The sequence below is a fragment of the [Actinomadura] parvosata subsp. kistnae genome, from assembly GCF_900323885.1.
In the GTDB taxonomy this organism is placed as follows: Bacteria; Actinomycetota; Actinomycetes; order Streptosporangiales; family Streptosporangiaceae; genus Nonomuraea; species Nonomuraea composti.
Genome location: NZ_OOHJ01000022.1, coordinates 1,009,776 through 1,034,355 on the forward strand (window position 1 = coordinate 1,009,776; position 24,580 = coordinate 1,034,355).

General features: G+C 70.2%; 24 protein-coding genes and 1 pseudogene. 10 read left to right on the forward strand and 15 right to left on the reverse strand.

Translation table 11 applies throughout. The features are described 5' to 3' along the window. Positions 1 to 232 precede the first annotated feature (232 nt). The gene (locus tag KIS93_RS47315) at positions 233 to 694 is read right to left on the reverse strand and encodes a MarR family winged helix-turn-helix transcriptional regulator (protein ID WP_080041839.1); all 462 of its coding nucleotides are present in this window, start codon (positions 692 to 694) and stop codon (positions 233 to 235) included. A 58-nt stretch (positions 695 to 752) separates the two neighbouring features. On the opposite strand from KIS93_RS47315, the gene KIS93_RS47320 reads away from it, so the two are divergent. The 3 genes from KIS93_RS47320 (at position 753) to KIS93_RS47330 (ending at position 2,740) form a co-directional block, all read left to right on the forward strand. Beyond that, positions 753 to 1,529 carry an alpha/beta fold hydrolase gene (locus tag KIS93_RS47320; RefSeq protein ID WP_080041840.1) on the forward strand — a complete coding sequence of 259 codons (777 nt, stop codon included), beginning with the start codon at positions 753 to 755 and terminating at the stop codon, positions 1,527 to 1,529. Between the two features lie 54 nt (positions 1,530 to 1,583). Then, on the forward strand, positions 1,584 to 2,243 hold the full coding sequence (locus KIS93_RS47325; RefSeq protein WP_186404841.1) for a hypothetical protein: 660 nt from the start codon (positions 1,584 to 1,586) through the stop codon (positions 2,241 to 2,243). Between the two features lie 113 nt (positions 2,244 to 2,356). Further along, the gene (locus KIS93_RS47330) at positions 2,357 to 2,740 is read left to right on the forward strand and encodes a VOC family protein (protein WP_080041841.1); all 384 of its coding nucleotides are present in this window, start codon (positions 2,357 to 2,359) and stop codon (positions 2,738 to 2,740) included. Positions 2,741 to 2,800: 60 nt separating this feature from the next. Here the strand turns inward: KIS93_RS47330 and KIS93_RS47335 are convergent, their stop codons facing one another. Further along, positions 2,801 to 3,364: a flavoprotein gene (locus tag KIS93_RS47335; RefSeq protein WP_155128358.1), complete on the reverse strand. Its 564-nt coding sequence runs from the start codon at positions 3,362 to 3,364 to the stop codon at positions 2,801 to 2,803. 95 nt (positions 3,365 to 3,459) lie between these two features. Continuing rightward, positions 3,460 to 4,308, reverse strand: a complete 849-nt coding sequence (locus tag KIS93_RS47340; RefSeq protein ID WP_080041843.1) for an Ig-like domain-containing domain — start codon at positions 4,306 to 4,308, stop codon at positions 3,460 to 3,462. 238 nt (positions 4,309 to 4,546) lie between these two features. Between KIS93_RS47340 and KIS93_RS66400 the strand changes: the two genes are divergently transcribed. From KIS93_RS66400 to KIS93_RS47355, 5 genes are all read left to right on the forward strand, one after another. Further along, positions 4,547 to 5,233: a helix-turn-helix domain-containing protein gene (locus tag KIS93_RS66400; protein ID WP_230465478.1), complete on the forward strand. Its 687-nt coding sequence runs from the start codon at positions 4,547 to 4,549 to the stop codon at positions 5,231 to 5,233. Beyond that, the gene (locus tag KIS93_RS66405) at positions 5,221 to 5,688 is read left to right on the forward strand and encodes a hypothetical protein (protein ID WP_230465479.1); all 468 of its coding nucleotides are present in this window, start codon (positions 5,221 to 5,223) and stop codon (positions 5,686 to 5,688) included. The genes KIS93_RS66400 and KIS93_RS66405 overlap by 13 nt, the downstream gene beginning before the upstream one ends. Before the next feature lie 281 nt (positions 5,689 to 5,969). Continuing rightward, a complete protein-coding gene (locus KIS93_RS67915) occupies positions 5,970 to 6,095 on the forward strand; it encodes a hypothetical protein (protein WP_268966886.1) in 126 nt (41 codons plus the stop codon). Between the two features lie 110 nt (positions 6,096 to 6,205). Further along, on the forward strand, positions 6,206 to 6,421 hold the full coding sequence (locus KIS93_RS47350; protein ID WP_080041844.1) for a DUF397 domain-containing protein: 216 nt from the start codon (positions 6,206 to 6,208) through the stop codon (positions 6,419 to 6,421). 78 nt (positions 6,422 to 6,499) lie between these two features. Next, entirely contained in the window at positions 6,500 to 6,916 is a 417-nt protein-coding gene (locus KIS93_RS47355; protein WP_080041845.1) for a hypothetical protein, read from the forward strand. 554 nt (positions 6,917 to 7,470) lie between these two features. Here the strand turns inward: KIS93_RS47355 and ppdK are convergent. Next, positions 7,471 to 10,106: pseudogene (gene ppdK / locus KIS93_RS47360) on the reverse strand (pyruvate, phosphate dikinase). Positions 10,107 to 10,335: 229 nt separating this feature from the next. Between ppdK and KIS93_RS47365 the strand changes: the two are divergent. Then, the gene (locus KIS93_RS47365; RefSeq protein WP_186404842.1) at positions 10,336 to 11,700 is read left to right on the forward strand and encodes a cytochrome b; all 1,365 of its coding nucleotides are present in this window, start codon (positions 10,336 to 10,338) and stop codon (positions 11,698 to 11,700) included. Here KIS93_RS47365 and KIS93_RS47370 read toward each other — a convergent pair. From KIS93_RS47370 to KIS93_RS47405, 9 genes are all read right to left on the reverse strand, one after another. Beyond that, positions 11,654 to 12,802, reverse strand: coding sequence for a HAMP domain-containing sensor histidine kinase (locus KIS93_RS47370; protein ID WP_186404843.1), 1,149 nt, complete (start codon positions 12,800 to 12,802; stop codon positions 11,654 to 11,656). The genes KIS93_RS47365 and KIS93_RS47370 overlap by 47 nt on opposite strands. After that, positions 12,799 to 13,464, reverse strand: a complete 666-nt coding sequence (locus KIS93_RS47375; RefSeq protein ID WP_080041847.1) for a response regulator transcription factor — start codon at positions 13,462 to 13,464, stop codon at positions 12,799 to 12,801. Before KIS93_RS47375 ends, KIS93_RS47370 begins: the two co-directional genes overlap by 4 nt. A 10-nt stretch (positions 13,465 to 13,474) precedes the next feature. Then, the gene (locus tag KIS93_RS47380) at positions 13,475 to 14,083 is read right to left on the reverse strand and encodes a S1C family serine protease (RefSeq protein WP_246005472.1); all 609 of its coding nucleotides are present in this window, start codon (positions 14,081 to 14,083) and stop codon (positions 13,475 to 13,477) included. Beyond that, positions 14,056 to 14,325, reverse strand: a complete 270-nt coding sequence (locus KIS93_RS47385) for a hypothetical protein (RefSeq protein WP_186404844.1) — start codon at positions 14,323 to 14,325, stop codon at positions 14,056 to 14,058. Before KIS93_RS47385 ends, KIS93_RS47380 begins: the two co-directional genes overlap by 28 nt. After that, positions 14,322 to 15,266: a VWA domain-containing protein gene (locus KIS93_RS47390; RefSeq protein WP_080041848.1), complete on the reverse strand. Its 945-nt coding sequence runs from the start codon at positions 15,264 to 15,266 to the stop codon at positions 14,322 to 14,324. The genes KIS93_RS47385 and KIS93_RS47390 overlap by 4 nt, the downstream gene beginning before the upstream one ends. Then, positions 15,263 to 16,240, reverse strand: coding sequence for a DUF58 domain-containing protein (locus tag KIS93_RS47395; protein WP_080041849.1), 978 nt, complete (start codon positions 16,238 to 16,240; stop codon positions 15,263 to 15,265). The genes KIS93_RS47390 and KIS93_RS47395 overlap by 4 nt, the downstream gene beginning before the upstream one ends. Continuing rightward, the gene (locus tag KIS93_RS47400) at positions 16,237 to 17,250 is read right to left on the reverse strand and encodes an AAA family ATPase (protein ID WP_230465483.1); all 1,014 of its coding nucleotides are present in this window, start codon (positions 17,248 to 17,250) and stop codon (positions 16,237 to 16,239) included. The genes KIS93_RS47395 and KIS93_RS47400 overlap by 4 nt, the downstream gene beginning before the upstream one ends. Then, positions 17,247 to 17,393, reverse strand: a complete 147-nt coding sequence (locus KIS93_RS66410; protein ID WP_230465484.1) for a hypothetical protein — start codon at positions 17,391 to 17,393, stop codon at positions 17,247 to 17,249. Before KIS93_RS66410 ends, KIS93_RS47400 begins: the two co-directional genes overlap by 4 nt. Positions 17,394 to 17,647: 254 nt before the next feature. After that, positions 17,648 to 20,758, reverse strand: a complete 3,111-nt coding sequence (locus KIS93_RS47405) for a M14 family metallopeptidase (protein ID WP_080041851.1) — start codon at positions 20,756 to 20,758, stop codon at positions 17,648 to 17,650. Between the two features lie 516 nt (positions 20,759 to 21,274). Between KIS93_RS47405 and KIS93_RS47410 the strand changes: the two genes are divergently transcribed. Next, a complete protein-coding gene (locus KIS93_RS47410; protein WP_222107909.1) occupies positions 21,275 to 22,540 on the forward strand; it encodes an IS110 family RNA-guided transposase in 1,266 nt (421 codons plus the stop codon). A gap of 257 nt (positions 22,541 to 22,797) precedes the next feature. Here the strand turns inward: KIS93_RS47410 and KIS93_RS47415 are convergent, their stop codons facing one another. Next, complete coding sequence (locus tag KIS93_RS47415) at positions 22,798 to 24,183, reverse strand: glycine--tRNA ligase (protein ID WP_186404845.1); 1,386 nt, start codon at positions 24,181 to 24,183, stop codon at positions 22,798 to 22,800. A 94-nt stretch (positions 24,184 to 24,277) separates the two neighbouring features. Beyond that, positions 24,278 to 24,565 (reverse strand): antibiotic biosynthesis monooxygenase family protein, encoded by a 288-nt coding sequence (locus KIS93_RS47420; protein WP_080041853.1) that lies wholly within the window; start codon positions 24,563 to 24,565, stop codon positions 24,278 to 24,280. Between the last annotated feature and the right edge of the window lie 15 nt (positions 24,566 to 24,580).

A 24,580-nucleotide genomic window follows, 5' to 3' on the forward strand; every position in this document is an offset into this window, starting at 1 on the left:
GGGCCGCGTAATATCCGATCGGCCGAAAATCGGCACCATCACTTGTCGATCTCGCTAATGGACAGATTGCGCATTATTTGATTGACGTCCGCTCTCTCCGGATGCCGGCGCTTTCTGGAAACGCGTCATTTTGGCACGAGGGACGCGCGGCCGGTGTCCCCGCCTCTTTATCCGCTCTGCGACACCCTTGTTCGGCCTCCTTTTCGCTGTCCGCACGACACGTTTCGGGGTGCTAATCCACGTCGACGTCGTCGAGAAGGTGGAGCAGGCGGGACAGGACGCGCAGGCAGGCGTCGATGTCGGCCTCCGTCAGGTCGCCGCCGATCCGGCGGAGCACCGCCCGCTCGCGGTCGAGCACGGCGCCGATGGCCCGCTCTCCCTCCTCCGTCAACCGGATGAGCGAGGACCGCTTGTGCGCCGGGTTGGGCTCGAAGGTGACCAGCCCGAGCCCGGCCGCGTCGTTCGTCATGCGCTGCACGAACTGCCGGCTCAACGCCTGGGCGCGCCCCATCTGCGGGACGGTCATGGGGCCGTGCTCGCGCAGCAGGTTGAGCACGGCTCGCACGCCGACCGACAGCCCTTCGATGGGGGCGTCCTGCTCCACCTTGCGCTGGGCCCGCCGATACAGCGGCCCGACCAGGTCGAACACCTCGGCGAGCCGGTCGGTCACCGGCCGCGGATCTGGCTCTCTCACCCCTCCATGATGACACCTCGGTTGTCATCCTTGGGTCCGATATGACACCTTGGTTGTCATGAAAGATCTGTTCTGGATCGATCGCGGCACCGGCCGGCCCCTCGTCCTGCTGCACGGCGGCTTCCTCGACCACGGCATGTGGGAGGACCAGATCCGGTTCTTCGCCGCACGCCACCGCGTGATCGCCCCCGACGCGCGCGGCCACGGCCGCTCCGCCAACGGCACCGAGCCCTACCGGCTCACCGACGACCTCGCCACCCTGCTGCGCCACCTCGACACCGGGCCCGCCGTCCTGGTGGGCGTGTCCATGGGCGCGGGCACCGCCGTGGACACCGCGCTGGAGCACCCCGAGCTCGTCAGCGCGCTGGTCGTCAGCGGGGCGGGCAGCAGCGCGCCGCGCTTCGAGGACCCGTGGCTCATCGAGGTCATGGGCCGTTGGCATGCCGCGATGGCCGCCGGCGACCTCGACGCGGCGGTGGAAGCGTACGCGAGGCTCCTGCCCGGCCCGCGCCGCACGCTGGACGACCTCGACCCCCTGCTGGTGAGCCGGATGATGCGGATGGCCAGGAGCACGATGTCCAAGCACTCCGTCGGCGAGCCCGACCTCCTCGTGCCGGTGCCCGGCGCCGCGGAACGCGTCGCCTCGATCGACGTGCCGGTGCTGGCCGTGCACGGGGCCGAGTCGTCACCCGACCACATCGGGTCGGCCGAGCAGCTCGTACGGGCCGTGGCCGGCGGGCGGTCCGTCACGATCGAGGGAGCCGCCGCGTATCCCAACGTGGAGCGGCCCGACGACTACAACAAGGTGCTGGAGGAGTTCCTCGACAGCCTCTGAACCTGTCGCCGTCCGAGACCGGAATGATCGTCCGCGGTCAGTAGGATCTGCCGGATGAAACGGCGCGATTACGACGGACCCGGCGACCTGCGCGCCATGCAGGACCTGACCCGGCGGCTCTGGTCGCCCGACAGTCGCTGGCACATCGGAGACCTGGCCTGGTCCCGTTTCCAGCATGTCGGCAGGGAGCCGGAGTGGCCCACGTCGTTGTGGGAGCACGACGGACAGGTCGTCGCGTGGGCGTGGGCGCAGCGGAACGGCACCCTCGACCTGCGGTTCGACCCGGCCCACCCCGAGCTGGCGGAGGAGATCCTGCGCTGGTTCGACGGCGCGGTCGAGGGCCCGGAGCGCGACGTCACGCTGCTGGAGTCCGAGACGGACCTGGCGCAGGTGCTGCGCCGCCACGGATACCGCGCGCAGGAGTCCGGCGTGTTCTTCACCCACATGCGCCTCGACCTCGACGCCCTCCCCGAGCCCAAGGTCCCCGCCGGTCACACCCTGCGCGCGGTGCGCGGCGAGCAGGACGCCGAGGCGAGGGCGGCGGTGCACCGGGCCGCGTTCTCGCTGCCCGGCCTGCCGCCCTCGCGGGTCACCGGCGAGAGCTACCGCCAGGTCATGCGGGCCTGGCCCTATCGCGCCGACCTCGACTGGCCGCGCGCGCCCGCCCGTCCGAACGCCGGACCTCAGCGCGGGAGCATCACATGCGCAAGCTGATTCTGGGTTTCCACGTCTCGTCCGACGGCAAGAGCGCCGACGCGGACAACGGGCATCCGGGACGTCATGATGAGCAGTCGTCATGCGGCTGCTTCTCCGTGCATGATCGACGCATGGTGTCTGTGGTGCAGAACGTGGCGATCGACTGCGCGAACGCTTATGAGCTCGCCCGCTTCTGGAGCGAGGTGACCGGGTGCCCGATGCACCCCGAGGACCGGCCCGGGGACGAGGAGACGCAGGTCATGCTGTCCGAAGGGCCGGTGCTGTACTTCAACCAGGTGCCGGAACCCAAGACCGGCAAGAACCGGCTCCACCTGTGCCTGCGACCGGAGAGCTCGCGGGAGGAGGAGGTGGAGCGGCTGATCCGGCTGGGGGCGACTCTTGTCGTTGATCGGCGGCGGGAGGATGGGACGGGGTGGGCCGTGCTCGCTGATCCTGAGGGGAACGAGTTCTGCGTGCTGCGCAGCGCGGCCGAACGGGTCGCCACCACACCTTGACCCAGGGGGCGTAGAAGTCCACCTTGGGCGTGCAGCAGTGCGGTCCCTGGCGTGTCGCGCCTACCCCTGCATCCCGCGAGCGGCGTTCGCGAACTCGTCACGGAGCGCAGGCCATGGGAACAGGCTCGTCGGAGACGCGCCGGGCACGGATTTGGGAAGCGGATACCTCTCGGGGTCGAACATGACCCGGACACCCCACGACCGTAAGTCCTGCACGCTGCGCTGGAACGCCGGGTGCCGAGCAAGGATGACGTTCGGGTTCGGCACCGCGATCATCGGCACCTCCAGGCCGAGCCCTTCATTGAGCAGGCCCAGGGCAAGCGTGTCCGAGATCCCCGCCGCCCACTTGTTGATCGTGTTGAAGGTGGCGGGCGCGACCACGAACGCGTCCGCCGGCCACGGCAGTACGTCGGGCTCGGTAGGGCGCTTGTACTCGCTGCGCACGGGGTACCCGGTGAGCTCTTCGAGCTTGGGAACGTCAGCGAACTCGACCCCCTTGGGCGTGAGAATCACACATGCCTCCCACCCGAGGCCCTGCGCCCAGGTGACGAACTCCGGGAGCTGGCCGCAGGGGCGGGCGCCGCAACCAATGACGTAGAGGACGGGGTGGGATCTACTGGTCACGACCGGGTCTTGCCCCAGACCACCCGCCGGTGAACGCCCGGCCCGCTCGCGGGCGCCTCCCTGCCGGCGATCGTCGCTCGCCGGTAGTCAGGCGATCACGCATCCCCTGCTGTGGTGAACGACCAGGTGTAGGGCGTCATGACATTGTCGGAACGGTCCGTGGCGCCGCTCACCTCGACGCGGTAGGTCTTCGAGGGGGCGAGCGGTGAGGCCGGGGTGAACGTCCACGTGGCGGTGTCGCCGGTGGTCGTTCCCTGCACGGTCGCGTTCGAGGGGTCCTTGACCGTGATCCGGACGCCGGATACAGCTTCGTGGAAAATGATGATGACGGCGGTGTCCACCGGCATGTTGGTTTCGCCCTCGGCGGGGTGAGTGCCATTCACCGTAGGTGGGTCGACTTTCGGGCCGCCTGTGGTGAAGGACCAGCTGTGCGGGACGGGCATCACGTTGCCGGCCGCGTCTTCGGCGCCGGAGACTCCTACGGTGTAGCGGGTGTGGGCGGTCAGGGGTTTTTCCGGCAGAAATGAAGCGATGTCCTCATTCTCTTGCCTGGACATCCCGGCGATTGGCTCCCCGCTGGGCCCTTTCAGTGCTACCTGAGCTTCGGTGACCTGCTCGCTGAACACAACCCAGATGTCGGCGTGGGGTGACACGCCCGTCGCGTCCTTGTCCGGCCCCTCCGCGACCACCCTCGGAGGGTCGGTGTCTTCGACGGGTGGATCACCTGGTTCTGGAATGGTTTCGCGTAGGTCGGCGCTGTCCACGATGGACTGGGTGTTGACCGCCGACGTCTGCTCCAGCAACTGTTCCGCCGTGATGCCCTCCGCCGGGAGCATCTCTGGATAGCCGCGGGAACGTTCGGGATCGTTCATGAACGCTTCCCACTCCTCGGCCGTCTGCGGCTCGGGCTCGCCTTCGTAGAAGAACCGCATCCTCTCGGACATGGCGGATCAGCCTAATCGTCAGGGCCGTCCATGCACAGGGTCACAGCCAGACGCTCAGCCAGGCTGAGAAAGTGCCACGGGCGGGCGGGGTGATCAGCGTTCCCTCCCCAGACCCGCACGTACGCGCGTAGCCTCGGCAGTGGTATCGGAACCAGTCAAGGGTAGGCCCATGGCTGCACCTGACGAGAGCACGCGGCGTATCGGACAGCACGTCCGCGCCGCTCGGCTCACTCGCGGCATGTCGTTGGAAGTGCTGGCCGGCCTGGTCGGCCGGAGCCCCGCGTGGCTGTCCCTGATCGAGAACGGCAAGCGGCGGCTGGAGAAGCGCAGCGACATCGCGGCGCTGGCCGAAGCGCTGGACGCGTCAGCCACCGATCTGCTCGGCGGCCCGGCGCCCGCGGTGCCGTTCCAGCGTGGCCGGATCGTGCCGGCGCGGCTGCGCGAAGTCCTGCTCGACGCGTCCCTGATGGACCCGCCCGACATGCCCGTGCGGCCGATCGGCGTCGTCGCGGCGGAGTGGGCGGGTCCGATCCTCGCGGCGCGTCAACAGTCGGACCAGACGACGCTCGCCCGTCTGCTGCCTGCAACGATCGGCGAGCTGCACGTGCACGCCGCCACAGCCGCCGGCGCGGACCAGGAGATCGCTCTGCGTCTCCTCGTCGACGTTGCACGGCGGCCACGTTCTTCCTCCGCCACACCGGCTACATCGACCTGGCGTGGATCGCGGCCGATCGTGCGGACCGGGCCGCCCGTCTCCTCGGTGAGGACGTGTGGATCGGCGCCGCCGCGTTCGCGCAGGCGCACTGCCGCAGCTCCGCCGACCAGTCCCGGGCGCTGCGCACGGCCGCGCGCACCGCGGACATGGTGGAGCCGCACATCGGCAGCGATCGAACCGCCCAGGAGGTGTACGGGATGTTGCGGCTGACCGCGGCGCTCGCCTGCATGATCGCGGGTGACCACGCTGGTGCGGACGCGCACGCCACGGAGGCTCAGCAGCTCGCCGTACGGGTGGGCGACCGCGCCGATGCCTGGCAATGGTTCGGCCGCAGCAATGTCGGCTCCTGGAGGACGCTCCTCGCGGTGGAAGCCGGCGAGCCGGGCCGGGCGCTCGACCACGCCTCGCAGGTGGAGCGCGGCGCGCTGCCGAGCCGTGGCCGCCGCGCCTCTCTGGCGATCGAGAAGAGCCGGGCGCACGCCATGCTGGGCCACATCAAGCAAGCCGCCGCCGAGCTGCGCCAGGCGGAGAAGCTGTCCCCGAACCGCATCTACAACAACCCTCTGGTCCAGGACCTCGTCCTGGACCTCCTCCAACGAGCGCCACACGGCGCGACCGCGCGTGAGATCCGCGGCCTCGCCTGGCGGATGGGCGTGCTCCACTGAGAAGCCTTTACGTTTGTGAAGGCGCCGTCACCGTACGTGACTACTGTCTCGCTGCATGGACGGGACGCGCCGGGCAGAGCGGCTGACAGCACTTCCGGACGCCATCGCCGGGCGCGGGGAACCGACTACCCGGCCTGCATGCCGGCGACGATCCTTCCGGCGCGGCTGCCCGCAGCACCGTGCGCGCCCGCGGACACGACCCCAACGAGGCGGGTCCCGTCGTCCGGGCGACCGGCGACAAACGCAGGAGACAGCGTACGCCGCTCTCCGAGGAGCCGGTGGTGTCGCTTGAACCGGAGCTGAGGGAGGCCGGCGTGGTGGCCACCATCGAGCAGCCGGACGCCGTGACACTCGCGTCCTTGCTGGTCTGGCAGTCGTCCCTGCAACGCGGCGTCGCCGCACCATGAACAACTCTGGTCCGCCGGTTGCCGGTGTCCGCCAGGGATCAAGCCCCCGGGCGCAACCCCGCGCCCGGGCGATGGGCGGCCCCGACCAGGGCCGGACGAAAGGAGATCCCATGCTGGATCTGTACGCGGCGCCACTCGACGGCGCCAGGTTCACCAAGCGGTGCGGCGGCAACCAGCAGAACGAGGACGGCGAGTCCTGCGTCGAGCTCGCCCCCATCCCCGGCGAGGCGGACGCGTTCGCCCTGCGTGACTCGAAGAACCCGGACGCCGGGACCCTCCGGTTCACCGGTGCCGAGCTGCGCGCCGCCGGCATGACCACCCTCTAGCAGAGCCGAGACGGCGGCCCCTGCCTGGGACTAGCAAGCAGGGGCCGCCCCCAGAAACTGTACGGGAGCGCGCTGAACATGCACTGGCACGCCTACACCTGGACGGGCGCCGGAGCCGACCGTGGCAACGAGGCCGAGCGCCGCACCACGTCTCCCGACTTCACCAGCTCGGCACTGCCACCCATGCGGACCGGTGATTGGCTCGCCAAGCCTGCCGCCCGGATCGCAGCGACGGTCGACGACGTGCGGGAGGCGGCCGAGTGGCTGGCCGCCGAGTACGGCAAGATCCGCGCCGCGCTGCGCTCGCCCGAGCGGATCCTCCTGGACGACCGGCTCGCCACCGCCCTTGAACTGCTGTCTGGTGGCGTCGATGTGCAGTGGGGTGAATGGCTCCAGGATGGCCGGTTCTCCAGCATCGCCATGATTTGCTGCCCGAACAAGCACGTCAGCCACCGTTGCCCCGCTGGGCGGCTCGCTCAGGCCGGGGCCCGATGAGCAGGCGCGGCGGGGCCGTGACTGACTGCCCCAGCCTGGTGCGCCGGCATCAGGATGGCGAGCGGCGCCAGTGGCACGTGGATCTGAGTTGGAGGCTCCATGCAGAGCACCGAGGCCAAGTTGCTCGAGGAGTCGCATGAGGTGCCGCTGAAAGGGCTGGGGAGGAGTGGGCGGCCGGCCTTCAGTGGCAGCCGTGTGCTTGCTGGGTTCGGTCGAAGGGCTCGGGATGAGGGTGGATTCCATGGTCTGCGGCCGGGGGTGCGCGAGGGGGCTGGGAAGCCCCCTCGCCCGGGGATCGTGGCGAAGCCGCGATCCCCGATAGGCACAGCCCGAGCCGAAGGCGAGGCCCTTTGGGTCGGGGTGGGCTCCCAACGGCCCACCCGGTAAACGGGATTGGGGTGGGCGCGGTTTGGGAGGACGCCCGAGCCGGAGGCGAGGCCCTTTGGTTCGGGGTGGGCTCCCAACGGCCCACCCGGTAAACGGGATTGGGGTGGGCGCGGTTTGGGAGGACGCCCGAGCCGGAGGCGAGGACCTTTGGGTCGGGGTGGGTGCGGTCAGCGGGTGTCGGAGTCGGTTTCGGTCAGGGCGGCTCGGCCTGCTTCCAGTCTCGCCACCGGGATGCGGAACGGGCTGCAGGAGACGTAGTCGAGGCCCACGTCGTGGCAGAAGTGGACCGAGTCGGGGTCGCCGCCGTGTTCGCCGCAGATGCCCAGGTGCAGGTCCGGGCGGGCTTGGCGGCCTTCTCGGACGGCGATTTCCATGAGGCGGCCGACGCCTTCCCGGTCGAGGGTCTCGAAGGGGGAGACGCCGAAGATGCCGAGGTCGAGGTAGCGGGAGAAGAAGGCGGCTTCGACGTCGTCGCGGGAGAAGCCCCACGCCATCTGGGTGAGGTCGTTGGTGCCGAAGGAGAAGAATTCGGCGGCTTCGGCGATCTGGGCGGCGGTGAGGGCCGCTCGGGGGACTTCGATCATGGTGCCGATGAGGGCGTCGACGCCGGCGTCCGCGAGGATCTTGACGGCTTCCTCGCGTACGGACTCCAGCTCTTGGACGGCGGCGACGAGCGGGATCATGATCTCGGGGCGGGCGCCGGGGACTTCGGCGGCGGCCTGGGCGATGGCGCGGACCTGCATGGCGAACAGGCCGGGGATGATCAGGCCGAGGCGGACGCCGCGCAGGCCGAGCATGGGGTTCTGCTCGTGCAGGCGCTTCACTGCGGTCAGGAGCTTGCGGTCCTTGTCGGTGGCTGCGCCGGTGGCGACCTTGACGGACAGGTCGACGATGTCGGGCAGGAACTCGTGCAGGGGCGGGTCGATGAGGCGGATGGTGACGGGGGCGCCCTGCATGGCCTGGAATATGCCGATGAAGTCGGACTTCTGGAGGGGTTCCAGGGCGTCCAGGGCGGCCTGGCGTTCCTCGTCGGAGGAGGCCAGCACGAGGTCCTCGACGAGCTGGCGGCGCTCGCCCAGGAACATGTGCTCGGTGCGGCACAGCCCGATGCCCTGCGCGCCGAAGCGGCGGGCGCGGGCGGCGTCCTCGGGGGTGTCGGCGTTGGCCCGCACGCCGAGCCGGCGCTTGGCGTCGGCGTGGCGCATGATGCGGTCGACCGCCTTGACGAGGTCGTCCTGCGGCTCGGTGGCGCCTTCGAAGTACTCGACCACGGCCGAGTCGACGACCGGGACCTCGCCGAGGTAGACCTCGCCGCTGGTGCCGTCGATGGAGATGACGTCGCCCTCGGAGACGACGACGCCGCCGGGGCGGTGAAGCGGCGTTCGGCGGTCTGGACGTCGAGGTCCTCGGCACCGCACACGCACGTCTTGCCCATGCCGCGCGCGACCACGGCGGCGTGTGAGGTCTTGCCGCCGCGGCTGGTCAGGATGCCCCTGGCGGCGATCATGCCGGCGAGGTCGTCGGGGTTGGTCTCGCGGCGGACGAGGATGACGTCCTCACCCTGACCGGCCAGCTCGACGGCGCGCTCGGAGGAGAAGACGGCCTTGCCGACGGCGGCGCCCGGCGAGGCGTTCATGCCCTTGGCGATCTTCTTCTTGTCGGCGCCGCCGTCGAAGCGGGGGAACATGAGCTGGGCGAGCTGGTCACCGGTGACGCGGGTGACGGCCTCGTCCATGGTGATGAGGCCCTGGTCGACGAGCTGGGTGGCGATGCAGAAGGCGGCCGCGGCGGTGCGCTTGCCGACGCGGGTCTGCAGCATCCACAGCTTGCCGCGCTCGATGGTGAACTCGATGTCGCACAGGTCCCTGTAGTGGTTCTCCAGGGTCTCCATGATGTCGACGAGCTGGTCGTAGGAGGGCTTGTCGAGGTGTTCGAGGTCCTGCAGCGGGATGGTGTTGCGGATGCCGGCGACGACGTCCTCGCCCTGGGCGTTCTGGAGGTAGTCGCCGTAGATGCCCTGCTGGCCCGAGCCGGGGTCGCGGGTGAAGGCGACGCCGGTGCCGGAGTCGTTGCCGTAGTTGCCGAAGACCATGGCCATGATGTTCACGGCGGTGCCGAGGTCGGCGGGGATGCGCTCCTGGCGGCGGTAGAGGATGGCGCGCGGGGCGTTCCACGAGTCGAAGACGGCCATGACGGCCAGGCGCATCTGCTCGCGCGGGTCGGCGGGGAAGTCCTTGCCGGTCTGGTCGCGCACGATGCCCTTGTACGTCTCCACGAGCTGCTGCAGCTCGCCCGAGTCGAGGTCGGTGTCGTGGCGGCGGCCCTTGAGGTCGTCGAGCGCCCGCTCGAACAGGTCGCCGTCGATGCCGAGCACGGTCTTGCCGAACATCTGGATGAGCCTGCGGTAGGAGTCCCACGCGAAGCGGTCGTTGCCGCCCGACTGCTTGGCCAGGCCGTGCACCGACTCGTCGTTGAGCCCGATGTTGAGGACCGTCTCCATCATGCCCGGCATGGAGAACTTCGCCCCGGAGCGCACGCTCACGAGGAGCGGGTCGTCGGCCTGCCCGAGCTTCCTGCCCATCTTCGCTTCGAGGGCCTCAAGGTGCTCGGCGACCTCCTGGTCGAGCCCGCTCGGTACGGAGCCTTCCGCCAGGTAGTGGCGGCACGCCTCGGTGGTGATCGTGAATCCATGCGGAACGGGCAGCCCGAGATTGGTCATTTCGGCGAGGTTCGCACCCTTACCGCCGAGAAGATCCTTGAGATTCCTGTTGCCCTCGGTGAAGTCGTAAACGTACTTGGCCACCACTGCTCCAATCAACGCCTCTGTCCCGGACTCTACCGGTGAAATTGATGATGAAACTGCACTCCTCTCTCAAGTCAACATTTATGCTGGTCAGGACCCTATGACAGGTCTAATCCAATTATACGACCACCTAACCGAAAATTGGATTAGACCAATTGGTTTACACCAATTCTTGAGAAAGGCGGGCGGGAGGTGCAGAATCGGATCACACCCCCACCAGGAGGCCCCCATGGCCACTCCTACCAAGCCCAAGTGGCGGCCCAGAATCATCGTCGGCTCCGCCAAGGCCGCCGTCGATTCGGCGATCTACCTCGACGACCGGCTGCCGTTCGGCCGCTGGTTGCGGCCCCAGCTCCGCAAGCTGTTCCCCAGCCACTGGTCGTTCCTGCTGGGCGAGCTGGCCCTGTACGCGTTCGTCATGCTGGTGCTCACCGGGACGTTCCTGACGCTGTTCTACAAGCCGAACCCCGACGTGGCCTACGAGTCGGCCGTCGAGCTCAGCCTCCAGGTGCGCGGCGGGCTGCTGGTGCGGCAGCTGCACCACTGGTCGGCGACCGTGTTCGTGCTGGCGATCGTGGCCCATCTGTGCCGGGTCTTCTTCACCGGCGCGTTCCGGCGGCCGCGTGAGCTGACGTGGATGCTGGGCGTGCTGCTGTTCGGGCTGGTGCTGTTCGAGTCGTTCCTGGGGGTCTCGCTGCCGGGCGACCAGCTCGCGCTGGCGGGGCTGCGGCAGGCGCAGGGGGTGCTGCTGTCGGTGCCGCTGGTGGGCACGTACCTGTCGGCGTTCGTGTTCGACGGCGGGTTCCCCGGCCAGGTGATCCCGCGCCTGTTCGCCCTGCACGTGCTGCTGATCCCCGGCATCCTGCTGGCGGTGGTGCCGCTGCACGCCCTCATCCTCACCTGGCGGCAGAAGCACACCGAACGCCGCGCCACGGCCGCCGGCGAGCACCAGGTGAGCGGCGGGCCGTTCTTCCCCTACTTCGCGGTCAAGAACGGCGCCACGGCGCTGTTCACGATCGGGTTCCTCGCGTTGCTGGCCACGTTCGTGCGGGTCAACCCGGTGTGGGAGCACGGCGCGTACCGGCCGGGCGCGCCGCCGCCGTCGGCGCAGCCGTTCTGGTACTTCGGGGTGCTCGACGGGGCGCAGCGGCTGGTGCCCGCGTGGGAGCTCCCCATCGGCGGGTACGTGCTGCAGCCCGGGCTGTGGATCCCCCCGCTGATCCTGCTCGCCTTCTTCGGCGTGCTGTTCCTGTACCCGTTCATCGAGCGCCGCTACAGCGGCGACCGCGACGTGCACCACCTGCTCGACCGGCCGTCGCAGGCCCCGGTGCGCACGGCGCTGGGCGTCGCGGTGATCACGTTCTTCACCACGCTCTGGGCGGGCACGTGGGTGTCGGTGGCGCCGCCCGCGATGCACTCCGCGCCGGGGCTGCCGGCGCCGCCGCCCGCGCCGCCGACGTTGCTCACCGTGCCGCCCGACACGTACGCGCTGGTCGTCGGCGGGTTGCGGGTGGCCGTGTTCGTGCTGCCCGTCGTGGCCTTCCTCCTCACACGGGCGATCTGCCGGAGGCGCTCGGCGGCAGCCACAGCGTGAACGTCGCCCCTTGCCCGAGCCGCGAGCTCACCTCCACGCGCCCCCCGTGCGACTCCACGATCTGCCGGACGATCGCCAGCCCCAGGCCCGTGTGCCGGTCCCGGCGGCTGGCCTCGCCGCGCCAGAAGCGGTCGAACACCCGCGACTGGTCCGCCTCGCGCAGCCCCGGGCCGTCGTCGCGGACGCTCACCCACAACATGCCGTCGCTCCTGCCCGCCCCGACCTCGATCCGGCCGCCGGGCGGCGAGAGGCGTACGGCGTTGGACAGCAGGTTGGACACGGCGCGGCGCAGCGCGTCGGCGTCGCCGGTCATCGCAAGGCCCGCGCCCAGCGTGCGCTCGATGGTCAGGTCGCGGACGGCGGCCGGGGTGGCGTACTCGTCGCACGCCTCCCCCACCACGCGGGCCAGGTCGAGGTCGGCGTCGGCGAACGCGGTGCCCTGCCGCCTGGCGCTGGCCAGCAGGTCCTCCACCAGCCTGGTCATGCGGGTGGTGGCCCGGTCCACGATGGCCACCGCCCGCGCCCGCTCCTCCTCGCTGGCGTCGGGGGCGGCCAGCACCGCGTCCACGTTCGCCCTGATGATGGTCAGCGGGCTGCGCAGCTCGTGCGAGGCGTCGTCGATGAGCTGCCGCTGCGCGCTGAACGCCTCCTCCAGCCGGTCGAGCATCGTGTCGATGGTGTCGGCGAGGTCCTTCAGCTCGTCGCGCGGGCCGCGCAGCCTGATGCGCCGCTTCAGGTCGGTCGCCTGGATCTCCTCCGTCGTACGGGTGATCGAGCGCACCGGTCGCAGCACCCGGCCGGCCAGCACCCAGCCGATGCCGAGGCTCGCCACGTACAGGCAGGCCAGCGTCAGCAGTGAGAAGTCGCGCAGCGTCGCCATCGTGCGCACGTTGACCGCGTTCTCGACCTCCTCCACGAACACCACCTCGCGCTTGCCGAGGTACTGGTCGCCGCTGTAGGTCTTGGCGTACTCGGTGGTGAACGGGCGCTGCTCGGTCGTCTTGGACACGGCGAAGTAGATGCCGCCCAGCACCAGCGCGGCCAGCACGAACAGCAGCCCCGAGTACAGGACCGTGAGCCGGAAGCGGATCGTGTGGATCACGTCGGCTCCTTCAGCCGGTAGCCGCGGCTGATCACGGTCTCGATGAGGCCGTCCTCCTGCAGCTTGCGGCGCAGGTTGCCGACCGTGACGCGGACGGTGCTGGTGAACGGGTCCGCGTGCTCGTCCCAGACGTGCTCCAGCAGCTCCTCGGTCGACACGACGTGGCCGGGGCGGGTCATCAGGTAGTGCAGCACGCCGTACTCCTTGGGGGTGAGCGCCAGCGACCTGCCGTCCAGCGACACCTCCAGCCGCGCGGTGTCGATGCGCAGACCGCCCACCTCCAGCACGGACGTGCCGCCGCCGGTGTCCCTGCGCAGCAGCGCCCGCACCCGGGCCAGCAGCTCGGGGAAGGCGAACGGCTTGACGAGGTAGTCGTCGGCGCCCTCGTCGAGGCCGCGCACCCGGTCGTCCAGCCGGTCGCGGGCCGTCACCATGATGATGCGCACGCCCTTGCCGGCCGCGCGGACCGTCCGGCAGAGCTGGAAGCCGTCGCCGCCCGGCAGGTTCAGGTCGAGCAGCACCAGGTCGTAGGTGTTGACCTGCAGCTTCTCGTGCGCGGAAGGAGCGTCGTAGGCGACGTCCACCGCGTAGCCCGCCCGGACGAGGCCGACGCGCAGCGCGTCGACCAGGTCCTCCTCGTCCTCAACCACCAGCAGTCGCATGTCCTGGACCCTAGTTTCGGATGATGCGTTCCGCGATCGGCGCCGCCCGGTCGATGGGGATGGCGAAGCCGATGCCGATGTTGCCGCCGCCGCGCGAGGCCGCGATCGCGGTGTTGACGCCCACCACCTCGCCGCGGGCGTTCACCAGCGGGCCGCCCGAGTTGCCGGGGTTGATGGAGGCGTCGGTCTGCACGGCCGTGCGGCGGGAGCCGCCCAGCCGCACCTCCCTGTCGAGGGCGCTGACGATGCCCGAGGTGACCGTGCCGGACAGGCCCAGCGGCGAGCCGATGGCCAGCACCTGGTCGCCGACGGACAGCTCGGAGGAGCGGCCGAGCGTCGCCGGGGTGAGCTCGCCCGGGTGGTCCACCTCCAGCACCGCCAGGTCCTCGTCGTCGTCGGCGCCGGCCACGCGGGCGGTCAGCCGGCTGCCGTCGTGCAGGACCACGGTGACCGTGCCGCTGCCGCGGACGACGTGGGCGTTGGTGAGGATGTGGCCGCTGCCGTCCACCACGAATCCGGAGCCGCCCGCGCTGCGCGTCTCCACCGAGACCACGCTGGGCAGCACGCGGGCCGCCGTCGCGCTCAGCCCGGTCAGGCTCGCGGACGGCGCGGGAGCCACCCTCGGCAGGGCGGCGGCGGGGGCCGGCTCGGGCCCTCCGAGGAGCCGGGCCCCACCGCGCCCGCCGTGCCCGCCGCCGCCCCGGTGAGCGCCGCGACGAGCGCGGCGGCCGCCAGGATCCGACCACCCCTGGGCGGCGGCGGCACGGCGGTCTTCGGTACGGCGCCCCCGCCGCCGGCTTGGGTCACGTTGATCGGCGGGGTCAGGAAGGCGGGCCCGCGCGGGGCGCCCAGCCCCCTCACGGCAGCCTCGAGAACCACACCATCGACGTCACCGCCGCGATCAACGCGAGGATCAGCCCCGCCCCCACGAACCACTGCCAGACCTCCTGCCGTTCGGTGCGGTAGCCGACGGACGTGCCGATGTCCTCGTAGACCGCCTGCAACTCGTCGCCGCTGGCCGCCTCGTAGAAGCCGCCGCCCGCCGACTCGGCCAGGTCGCGCAGCGCCGGCCCGTCCACCGGAACGGGGACGTCCCGGCCCGACAGGCTGATGGTGCCGCCGGGCGTGCCGTAGGCGATGGTGGTGACGGGGACGCCCCGCGCGGACGCCTCGGCCGCCGCGGCGCTCACCGTGCGGCCGGTGGTGCTGGAGCCGTCGGACAGCAGCACGATGTGCGCGGGCGGCCGCTCCTCCTCCGCGTCGAGCGCGGCGATGGCCTCCAGCGAGGAGAACACGGCCTCGCCGATGGCCGTGCCCGAGTCCATGCTGAGCCGGTCGAGCGCGGCGAGCACCGCGGGCCGGTCCGTGGTGGGCGGCACGGCGACGGACGCCGCGGACGAGAACGACACGAGCCCCAGGTTGAACCGCTCGGGCAGCCCCTCGACGAACTGCCTGGCCGCCTGCTTGGCCGCCTCGAACCGGTTGGGCGCGACGTCGGTGGCGCCCATGGAGGCCGACACGTCGAACGCCACCATGATCGTCGCCCGTTCCCGTGGCACCCGCACCTCGGCCGTCGGCCGCGCGAAGCCCACCACGAGCAGGGCGAACATGAGCAGCAGCGCCGCCGCGGGCACGTGCCGGCGCCAGCCGGGCCGCCGGGGCGCCACCTTGTCGAGCAGGTCGAGGTTGGTGAAGCGGACGGCGTACGCGGTCCTGCTGCGCACCGCCATGATCACGTAGGTGAGCGCGAGCAGCGCGACGGGAATGAGCAGCAGCAGCCAGACGGGCGCGAGAAGCGTCACGCCACGTCACCTCCTCCCCCTGTCACGGGAGCCCCATGCCCGGGTGCCTGGTGCCCGGGCGCCCGGTGCCCGGGTGCCAGTGCCGCCAGGCGGCGCCGGCGCATGACGTGCTGGACCAGGTCGCGCACCCAGTCCCGGTCCGTACGCAGCCGCAGGTGGCCCGCCCCGGCCCGGCGCAGCGCCCCGGTGATGGCGTCGCGCTGCCCGGCCGCGGCCTCGGCGTAGCGGCGGCGCAGCCGGGCGTTGCCGGTGGCGACCTCGCGCCGCCGTCCCGTCTCCGGGTCGATCAGCGTGAGGATGCCGACGTCCGGCAGCGTCAGCTCGCGCGGGTCCAGCACCTCCACGGCCAGCACCTGGTGCCGGGCGGTGAGCCGGCGCAGCGGCGGCTCCCAGGTCTCCGGGGTGTCGAGGAAGTCCGACACGACCACGACCAGGCCGCGGCGGCGCACCACCCGGCCGAGCTGCTCGGCCGCCACGCCCAGCAGCGGCTCGGCCACCCCCGGCGGGGTGCGCGGCAGCGCGAACGCCGCCTGCAGCAGCGCCATCAGGTGCGGCCGGCCCGTCCTGGCGGGCAGCGTCCTGACGCCGCCGCCGTGCAGCAGGTGGGTGCCGATGCGGTTGCCGGTGCGCTGGGTGAGGAAGCCGACCGCGGCCAGGGCCGCCAGCGCCAGCTCCCGCTTCTCCATCGCCGCCGTTCCGAAATCCATGCTGGCGGTGGCGTCGAGCAGCGCCCAGACCTCCAGCTCCCGGTCCGCGACCAGGTCGCGGACGTGCGGCTCGTTCGTACGGGCGGTGACGTTCCAGTCCATCCGCCGCACGTCGTCGCCCACCCGGTACGGCCGCGACTCCGCCGGCTCGCTCCCCGGACCTGGCACCAGGCCGAGGTGTTCACCCTGGAGCAGTCCATCGAGCCTCCTGGTGATGGTCAGTTCGAGCCTGCGCAGCGCGGGCTCGGCGATCAGGTACGGCTTCATGCCACCTGGTCCTGTCGCCGGCCCTCGTCGTACGGCTGCGCCTCCTGGCTGGGCGCGATGACCGGCAGCGGCACCGCGGCCAGCACCCGGTCGACGATCTGGCGCGGCTGCACCCCGTCGGCCAGCGCGTCGAAGGAGAGCACGAGCCGGTGCGCCATGACGTCGTGCGCCAGGTCCCGTACGTCCTCCGGCAGCACGTAGTCGCGCCCCCGCAGCAGCGCCAGCGCCCGGCCGGCCGCCAGCAGGCCCAGCGTGGCCCTGGGGCTGGCGCCGAACGCCAGCAGCCGCCCGACCTCCGCCACCCCGTACCGCTCGGGGTCGCGGGTGGCGTAGACGAGGCGGACGGCGTACTCGGCGACGGCGTGGTGCACGAAGACCTGCTCGGCCCGCCGCTGCAACGCGACGACCCGCTCGGGGTCGAGGACGGGCGCCGGCGCCGGCGGGTCCACGCTCATGCGGTAGACGATCGCCAGCTCCTCCGACTCGCTGGGATAGCCCACGTCGATCTTCATGAGGAAGCGGTCGCGCTGCGCCTCGGGCAGGTGGTAGACGCCTTCCGACTCGATCGGGTTCTGGGTGGCCAGCACCAGGAACGGCGCGGGCACCTCGTACGTGACGCCGCCGATGCTGACCTGGCGCTCGGCCATGATCTCCAGCAGCGCCGACTGCACCTTCGCGGGCGCCCGGTTGATCTCGTCGGCGAGCAGCAGGTTCACCATGACGGGCCCGAGCTCCACGTCGAACGACTCCGTGGAGGGCCGGTAGATCCTGGTGCCGACGATGTCGGAGGGCACCAGGTCGGGCGTGAACTGGACGCGGGCGAACGTGCCCCCGACGACCGTGGCCGTGGTCTCGGCGGCCAGCGTCTTGGCGATGCCGGGGACGCCTTCGAGCAGGCAGTGGCCCTTGGCGAGCACCGCCACGAGCAGCCGCTCGACCATGTGGTCCTGGCCGACGATCACCCGCTTGACCTCGAACAGGGCCCGCTCCAGCAGTGCGGGGTCGCTCACGGCCGCACGCTCCCGTGGGGGCAGTCGTCCACGACCACGCGCAGCTCCAGAGCGGTCGGCTCGGGGTCGGCGAAGGCGGCGCCGCCGGTCATGAGCAGCGCGCCGGCGGCGAGCAACGTAAGAGCGAAACGTGATGTACGCATGAATCCCTCGTCCCTCGTATCGGCTTGGGACCCATGTCATCAAGAACCCGCGAAAACCCGCGTAACCGCCGCCTTTACACGATTTTTCGGTCGGTTGCCCCCGCACGCAGAAGGGCGGCCACCCCGTACGGAGTGGCCGCCCTCAGCGGTGCTCAGCCGATGCGGTGCTCGGCCGATGTGCGGTGCTCAGCCGATGCGGTGCTCGGCCGATGTGCGGTGCTCAGCCGATGCGGTGCTCAGCTGATGTGCGGTGCTCAGCCGATCAGGTAACGCAACGCCTTGCGCAGGGTCGCGCTCCGCTCGGCCGCGCTGCCGACCTGCTCCAGCCCGAACCCGAGCAGCACCGTGTCCTTCGTGGCCACGCCCGCCGTGGTGTCGGCCTGGTCGCGGACGAAGTCGCCGGCGCCGGTGGGGCTGCCCGCCGGCGGGCCGGGGATGGCCCACGCGCCGAGCCCGGTCTCGAAGCCCTCGGACTCGGTGGCGGTGCCGCCCACGAGCAGGCGGGTGTCGTCCACGAACGCGCCCACCCCGCCGGTGCCGGGGTCGGTCACGTAGCTGATCGACACCTCGACCTGCCGGCCCGCGTACGCGGACAGGTCGAAGGCCACCTGCTGCCAGCCGCCCGAGTTCCCCGTGAACCGGTTCCAGGACCCGCTGGTCCCGGTCCCCGTGCAGGGGTTGCCCGCCGTCAGGTAGTGCAGCAGCCACGGGTGCTCGGCCAGGAGGAACCCGGCCTCGCACTCGGTCGGGACGCCCGTGTCCGTGCGGCCGTTGAGGTCCGGCAGCGTGGTCCAGTCGTCCTGCCCGACGGTGTGGGCCTCGACGATGACGTTGTCATAGCCGGGCTCGGTGTCGTAGGAGAGCTGGAAGGCCAGCTGCGGCTGCTGCGCCGCCGTCACGGAGCCCAGGTTGATCGTCCGGGTCAGCCGCATGTACGAGTCGTCGGCGTGCGGCCCGGCCACGTACCACTGCCCCTCGATCGGGTCGAACGGCCCCGGGGTGCCGAGCTGGTAGTCGGCCGCCGGCGTGCCGGTGAAGCGCGGGAAGTCCGTCCCCATGGGTTGCAGGACGCCGGCCTCGTTCAGCGGGTTGGCCGCCAGCGCGGGGCCGCCGAACGTGCCGTTGGCCCCGGCCAGCGGGCCGGCGCCGGTGAAGCCGCTGGGGTTGGCGCGCGGGATGCGCCCGGCGACGCCCATGTAGTACTGGGTGAAGTCGTCGGCCAGCAGCAGGCACTCGTCGAACAGGCCCTGGACGGTGGTGACCACGCAGTCGGTGTCGGGGGCGCCGTCGAGGCCGTAGTAGATGCCACCGATGATGGTGTCGAGAATGCCGTAGTACGCGGCGGTCTCGCCGGTGTAGACGAGCTTGCCGCCCTCGTTCAGGTAGTCGCGGACGGAGATGGTCAGGTCCTGCTGCGACCGTTTGACGTCGGCGTCGGGCAGGTCGCCGAGCGGCGTCACGGTGACGACGTCCTGCTGGTCCATGGACAGCCGGTTGTCGCCCAGCTCCCACACGACGCCCTTGAAGTGCGACAGCACGCCGAGGTGGTGCGGCACGCCCTGGGCGTCCACGTCCCACGTCTCGGAGCCGTACCCGGCCGCCTTCAGCGCCTGCTGGTAGGTGGCGGTGTACTTGGGCGCGGTCGCGGTGCCGGTCGAGCCGTGGTTGAAGCCGGTGTAGTCCTCGTTGGCCAGCACCAGCACCTTGGCCTTGGAGTTCTTGGCCAGGGTGTAGGTGAAGCGGCTGCTGGACACGGTGCCGGTGCCGGCCTTCCAGCCGGTGAACCAGACCTCCACCTTGTCGCCGGGTTTCGCCCCGCTCACGGTGCCCCGGTACTCGGCGAAGTACAGGTCGTTCTCGCCGCCGTACCGCTCGCCGCCCTTCCACTCGCTCACGGACCTGGTCTGGGTCGGGCCGCCGTTGATGCGGTAGCGCAGCGCCTTGGCGCCCAGCGAGCGGCGCGCGATGACCGCGACCGGCTGCGGGTCGCCGTAGGAGACGCTGAAGGAGTCCGGCCGGAAGTCGGGCACGGTGCGCCCGACGACGGAGACCGGCTTGTCCGGCGTGTGCACGGTCTTGGCGGCGGCCACCGCCAGCGGGACGTTGCGCAGGAACTCGTCCTGGATCAGCGCCTCGCTGTCGGGGAAGGTGAAGCCGAGCCCGCCGGTGCAGTCGTCCAGCGTCCACTCGTCGTTCGGGTCCCGCTGGACCGCGTCCTCACAGGTGGACATCTCGGGCGTGATCGACATGACGCCGCGCAGGTTCGTCATGTGGCCGTCGGTCTCGCCGTTGGTCGTGTAGAGCTCGGCGCCGATGTCCGGGTCGTAGCCCGGTACGGCCGGGTGCGCGTCGTCGCCCAGCATCGCCTCGAAGATCAGGTCGTCCGGGGACGGGGTGGCCTGCTGCCAGCCGATCCCGTACAGGAGCAGCATGGCGGCCGAGTGGTAGTTCAGCAGGTAGCTGAACTTCACCCGCTTGGTCAGGTTGTCGAACGCCACCGTCTCCGGCTCCGACTGCGCGGACGCGCCCCGGTAGGTCTGGCTGGAGAACAGGCTCGACGAGCCCTCGTCGTCGTAACGCCACTTGTAGGCGAAGTTGCGGTTGAGGTCGACGCCGTCGTTGCCGGTGATCTGGCCGTCACCGTCGTTGTCACGCAGGTTCTTGCGCCACAGGCGGTTGTCGGGGGTGAAGGTGTAGTCGTAGCCGTCGGGGTTGGCGACCGGCATGAACCACAGCTCGGTCGTGTTGACGAGCTGCGTCAGCTCCGCGTTGGACCCGTAGCCGTCGAGGTAGTGGTGCAGCAGCCGCCGGATCATCTCGGGGGTGATCCACTCGCGGGCGTGCTGGGCCGCCATGTAGAGCATCGCCGGGCGCCTGCCGTCGGGCAGGCTCCTGGCGTCCTTTGTCACCTTGATCGCGGTGATCGGCGTGCCGTTGAGGCTGTTGCCGATGTTGACGACCTTGGCGATGCCGGGCTTGGCGTTGGCCGCCGCGATGATCTCCTCGCGGATGCCGCCCGCGCCCGCGTACTTCTTGAAGACCCCGTCGCCCTTCTGCGCCAGCTTGGCGGCGCTCGCCCGCTGGGCCTTGAGCGCGACACCCTGCTTGGCGAGCGAGTCGGCCAGCGTCGAGGCGAGGATGACCTCGATCGTCACCTTGCCGTCGGCCCGCTTGACGACCCGCATCTCCTCACGGTCCACGCCGGCGGCCATCAGCTTGGCGAGCTGGTCGGCGGTGAGCTCGCCGGTATAGACGAAGACCCCGTCCTGGCCCGCCGCCGGTTTCGGCTTCGCCGAGGCGGGCGGGATCGCGAAGGAGCCGAGTAAGAGGAGTGTGCTCGCTAACATGATCAACGTGCGCTTCATCGCGCCTCCGAGAAGAAGCCCCCGAATGCCGCTAGGGATGTGCCCGCAATGTCCGTGTTTGCGGGGGTGCTTGTCAATCACCGCGGCCACATCCGGTCAAAGTTCAACCAGGCCGCGATCGGCGACGAATGACCACGCGAACGGCCGGCATTGCGCGCGTCACGGCGAGGTGGCGGTGAGGCGGCGGAGCGTCCCCCTGGAAGGCCGGCGACGCGCGGCGGCGGGTGGGGTGCCGGCGGCTGTGCCGTAAAAGTCTTTCCTAGCGCTGCGCGCTTGCCCTGCTGGGGTGAAAATCGGGGTGTGGTTGCCCGCCGACGTCGATCGTTTCATGGCGCCGCAGGAGCCCGTGTAAAAGTCAGACGCTGGGAGTTCGTGTCAGGGGTCCTGCATTGTTGCCTTGAGCACGCGGGTCAGACTCTCCGCTTCCCCGTGAACTCCCGCGGGCGGCCATCTTGAGGTCGAACCAAAGTGCGCGGGAGGCGAGCGCGGATGGACGAGGTGGAAGAGCACGAGCGGTTGTTCGAGCGGGTGGCGGGCATCGACATCGCCAAGAGCGAGGTCAAAGTCTGTGTACGGGTGCCGGGCAGCAGGGTCGGCTATCGGCGTCAGGAAGTACGTACCTTCCCGGCGGTGACGGCTGAGTTGCTCGCGCTGGGCGACTGGCTGCGGATCGAACAGGTGCAACTGGTGGTGATGGAGGCCACCGGCACGTACTGGAAGCCGGTCTTCTACGCCCTGGAAGACGACTTCGAGTGCTGGCTGCTGAACGCCAAGCAGGTCAAGCACCTGCCCGGTCGGCCCAAGACCGACCGCGAGGATGCCATCTGGCTGGCCAAGGTGGCCGAACGCGGGATGGCCCGGCCCAGCTTCGTGCCGCCCAAGCCGATCCGGCATCTTCGCGACCTGACCCGCTACCGGCGCAGTCTGACGCAGGAGCGCACCCGCGAGAAGCAGCGCGTCCAGGGAGTACTCGAAGACGCCCAGGTCAAGCTCAGCTCGGTGATCAGCGACATCCACGGCGCCTCCGGCCGGGCAATGCTGGAGGCCATGATCGCCGGCCAGCGCAACCCGCGCGAGCTGGCTCAGCTGGCCCGAGGCAGCATGCGCGGCAAGAAGGACGTGCTGATCGAGGCGCTGCGGGGTCATTTCAGCGACCATCACGCCTTCATCTGCCGGATGATGCTGGACAACATCGACCGGCTCTCCGTCCAAATCGACGCGCTCACCCGCCAGATCGAGCAGGCCATCGCCCCCTACCAGCCACAGGTGGAGCAGTTGGACGAGGTCACCGGCATCGGACCGATCGCGGCCCAGGACATCGTCGCCGAGATCGGAGTGGACATGAGCCGCTTCGCCACCGCCAGCCACCTGGTGTCCTGGGCCAGGTTCTGCCCACAGACCACCCAATCCGGAGGCAAGCAACCCCGCGGCGGGGCGACCGGCAAAGGAAATCCCTGGCTGGGCGCCGCCCTCGGCGAGATCGCCAGCAGCGCCCGGCGCACCCCCACCTTCCTCGGCGCCCGCTACCGTCGCCTCGCCCGCCGCCGCGGCGCCAAGAGAGCCCTGGTCGCCACCGCCCACTCGGTACTGATCATCATCTGGCACCTGTTATCCGACCCCGAGGCCCACTACCAGGACCTGGGGCCAGACCACTACGACAGCCGCATCAACACCGACCGGAAGACCCGGCAACTGGCCCGTCACCTCGAGGCACTGACCGGCCAAAAGATCACCATCGAAGACGGCAAGATCACCGCTATCGGCCCCGACTACTCCACCTAAGTCAGCCCCGGCCACAGTCCAAGCCCGATCCCACACCTCGGGCTTCGCTGTCGCCTGCCCCTGACTCACCCGATTTTCGGGTCAGAAGACGGGCCCTGCACCGAGAACGGGCCTGAAAGCGAGAACAGGCCCGCAAGCGACAACAGGCGGCAAGCGACAACGGGCCTGAAAGCGAGAACGAGCCCGAAAGCAACAACAGGCCTGAAAGCGAGAGCGGGCCGCTCCCCGTGAGGAGCGGCCCGCCTGCACAAAACGCGTCAGTCGTTCAGATGCTGGCGCAGGTAGGACTCGACGGCGTCGATGGAGATGCGCTCCTGGGCCATCGTGTCGCGCTCGCGGATCGTCACCGCCTGGTCCTCAAGGGTGTCGAAGTCGACCGTGATGCAGAACGGCGTGCCGATCTCGTCCTGGCGCCGGTAGCGGCGGCCGATCGCGCCCGCGTCGTCGAACTCGACGTTCCACCGGCGGCGCAGCTGCGCGGCCAGGTCGCGGGCCTTCGGCGACAGGTCGGCGTTGCGCGAGAGCGGCAGCACCGCGGCCTTGACCGGGGCGAGCCGGTGGTCGAGCCGCATCACCGTGCGCTTCTCCATGACGCCCTTGGCGTTGGGCGCCTCGTCCTCGGTGTACGCGTCGAGCAGGAACGTCAGCGTGGCCCGGTCGACGCCGGCCGCCGGCTCGATGACGTAGGGGACGTAACGCTCGCCGCTCTCCTGCTCGAAGAAGCTCAGGTCGACGCCCGACGCCTTGGAGTGGGAGGTCAGGTCGAAGTCGGTGCGGTTGGCGATGCCTTCGAGCTCACCCCACTCGGAGCCGGCGAAGTTGAAGCGGTACTCGATGTCGACCGTGCGCTTGGAGTAGTGGGACAGTTTGTCCTTCGGGTGCTCGTACAGGCGCAGGTTGTCCTTGTTGATGCCCAGGTCGGAGTACCAGCGGAAGCGCTCGTCGATCCAGTACTGGTGCCACTCCTCGTCGGTGCCGGGCTTGACGAAGAACTCCATCTCCATCTGCTCGAACTCGCGGGTGCGGAAGATGAAGTTGCCGGGCGTGATCTCGTTGCGGAACGACTTGCCCTGCTGGCCGATGCCGAACGGGATCTTCTTGCGCGCCGACTGCTGCACGTTGAGGTAGTTGATGAAGATGCCCTGCGCGGTCTCGGGCCGCAGGTAGGCCAGGCCCGACTCGTCCTCGACGGGGCCGAGGTAGGTCTTGAGCAGGCCGCTGAACTGCCGGGGCTCGGTGAAGGTGCCCTTGTTGCCGCAGTTGGGGCAGGTGATGTCGGTCAGGCCGCCCTCGGGCGACTTGGCGTTCTTCTCTTCGTACGCCTCGATCAGGTGATCGGCGCGGAAGCGCTTGTGGCAGGAGAGGCATTCGGTCAGCGGGTCGGTGAACGTCTCGACGTGGCCGCTGGCCCGCCAGACCTCGGGCGCCAGGATGACGCAGGAGTCGAGGCCCACCACGTCGTCGCGCGACTGGACCATCGACAGCCACCACTGCCGCTTGACGTTGTTCTTCAGCTCGACGCCCAGTGGACCGTAGTCCCACGACGCGCGCAGTCCGCCGTAGATCTCGCTCGACGGGTAGACGAGCCCGCGGCGCTTGGCGAGGCTGACGATGGTGTCCATGACGTCGGTGCGTCGTGCCATTTTGGTTGGTTCTCTTTCCGGCTGGAGGTCGGCGAGGGAAATTGGTGAGATCCCAGCTTAGGGGACAGGCACCCGCTCTCGCGCGCGAGTAATGCTACGCCTCGTCGCGGGTGTAGACGTCCTCGAACGCACTGGGCTCGTTCAGCATCAGGATCATCAGCGGATACATCACCATCCGGGCGGCCGACAGCGCCCTGCGGTAGAAGCCCGCACCCTCCCATTCCGTGACCAGCGCCCACAGATTGGGCTCGTCGACCGAGCGGGCCAGCCGGCCCCGCTGGTAGCCGGGCTGGCCGGCGAACGTGTCGAGGATGGCGTGGCCCTGCTTGACGAAGTCTTGAGACTGGGACTCTGGAACGGTGTATCGGATCACGGCGAGCACCCGACCAGCCTAAAG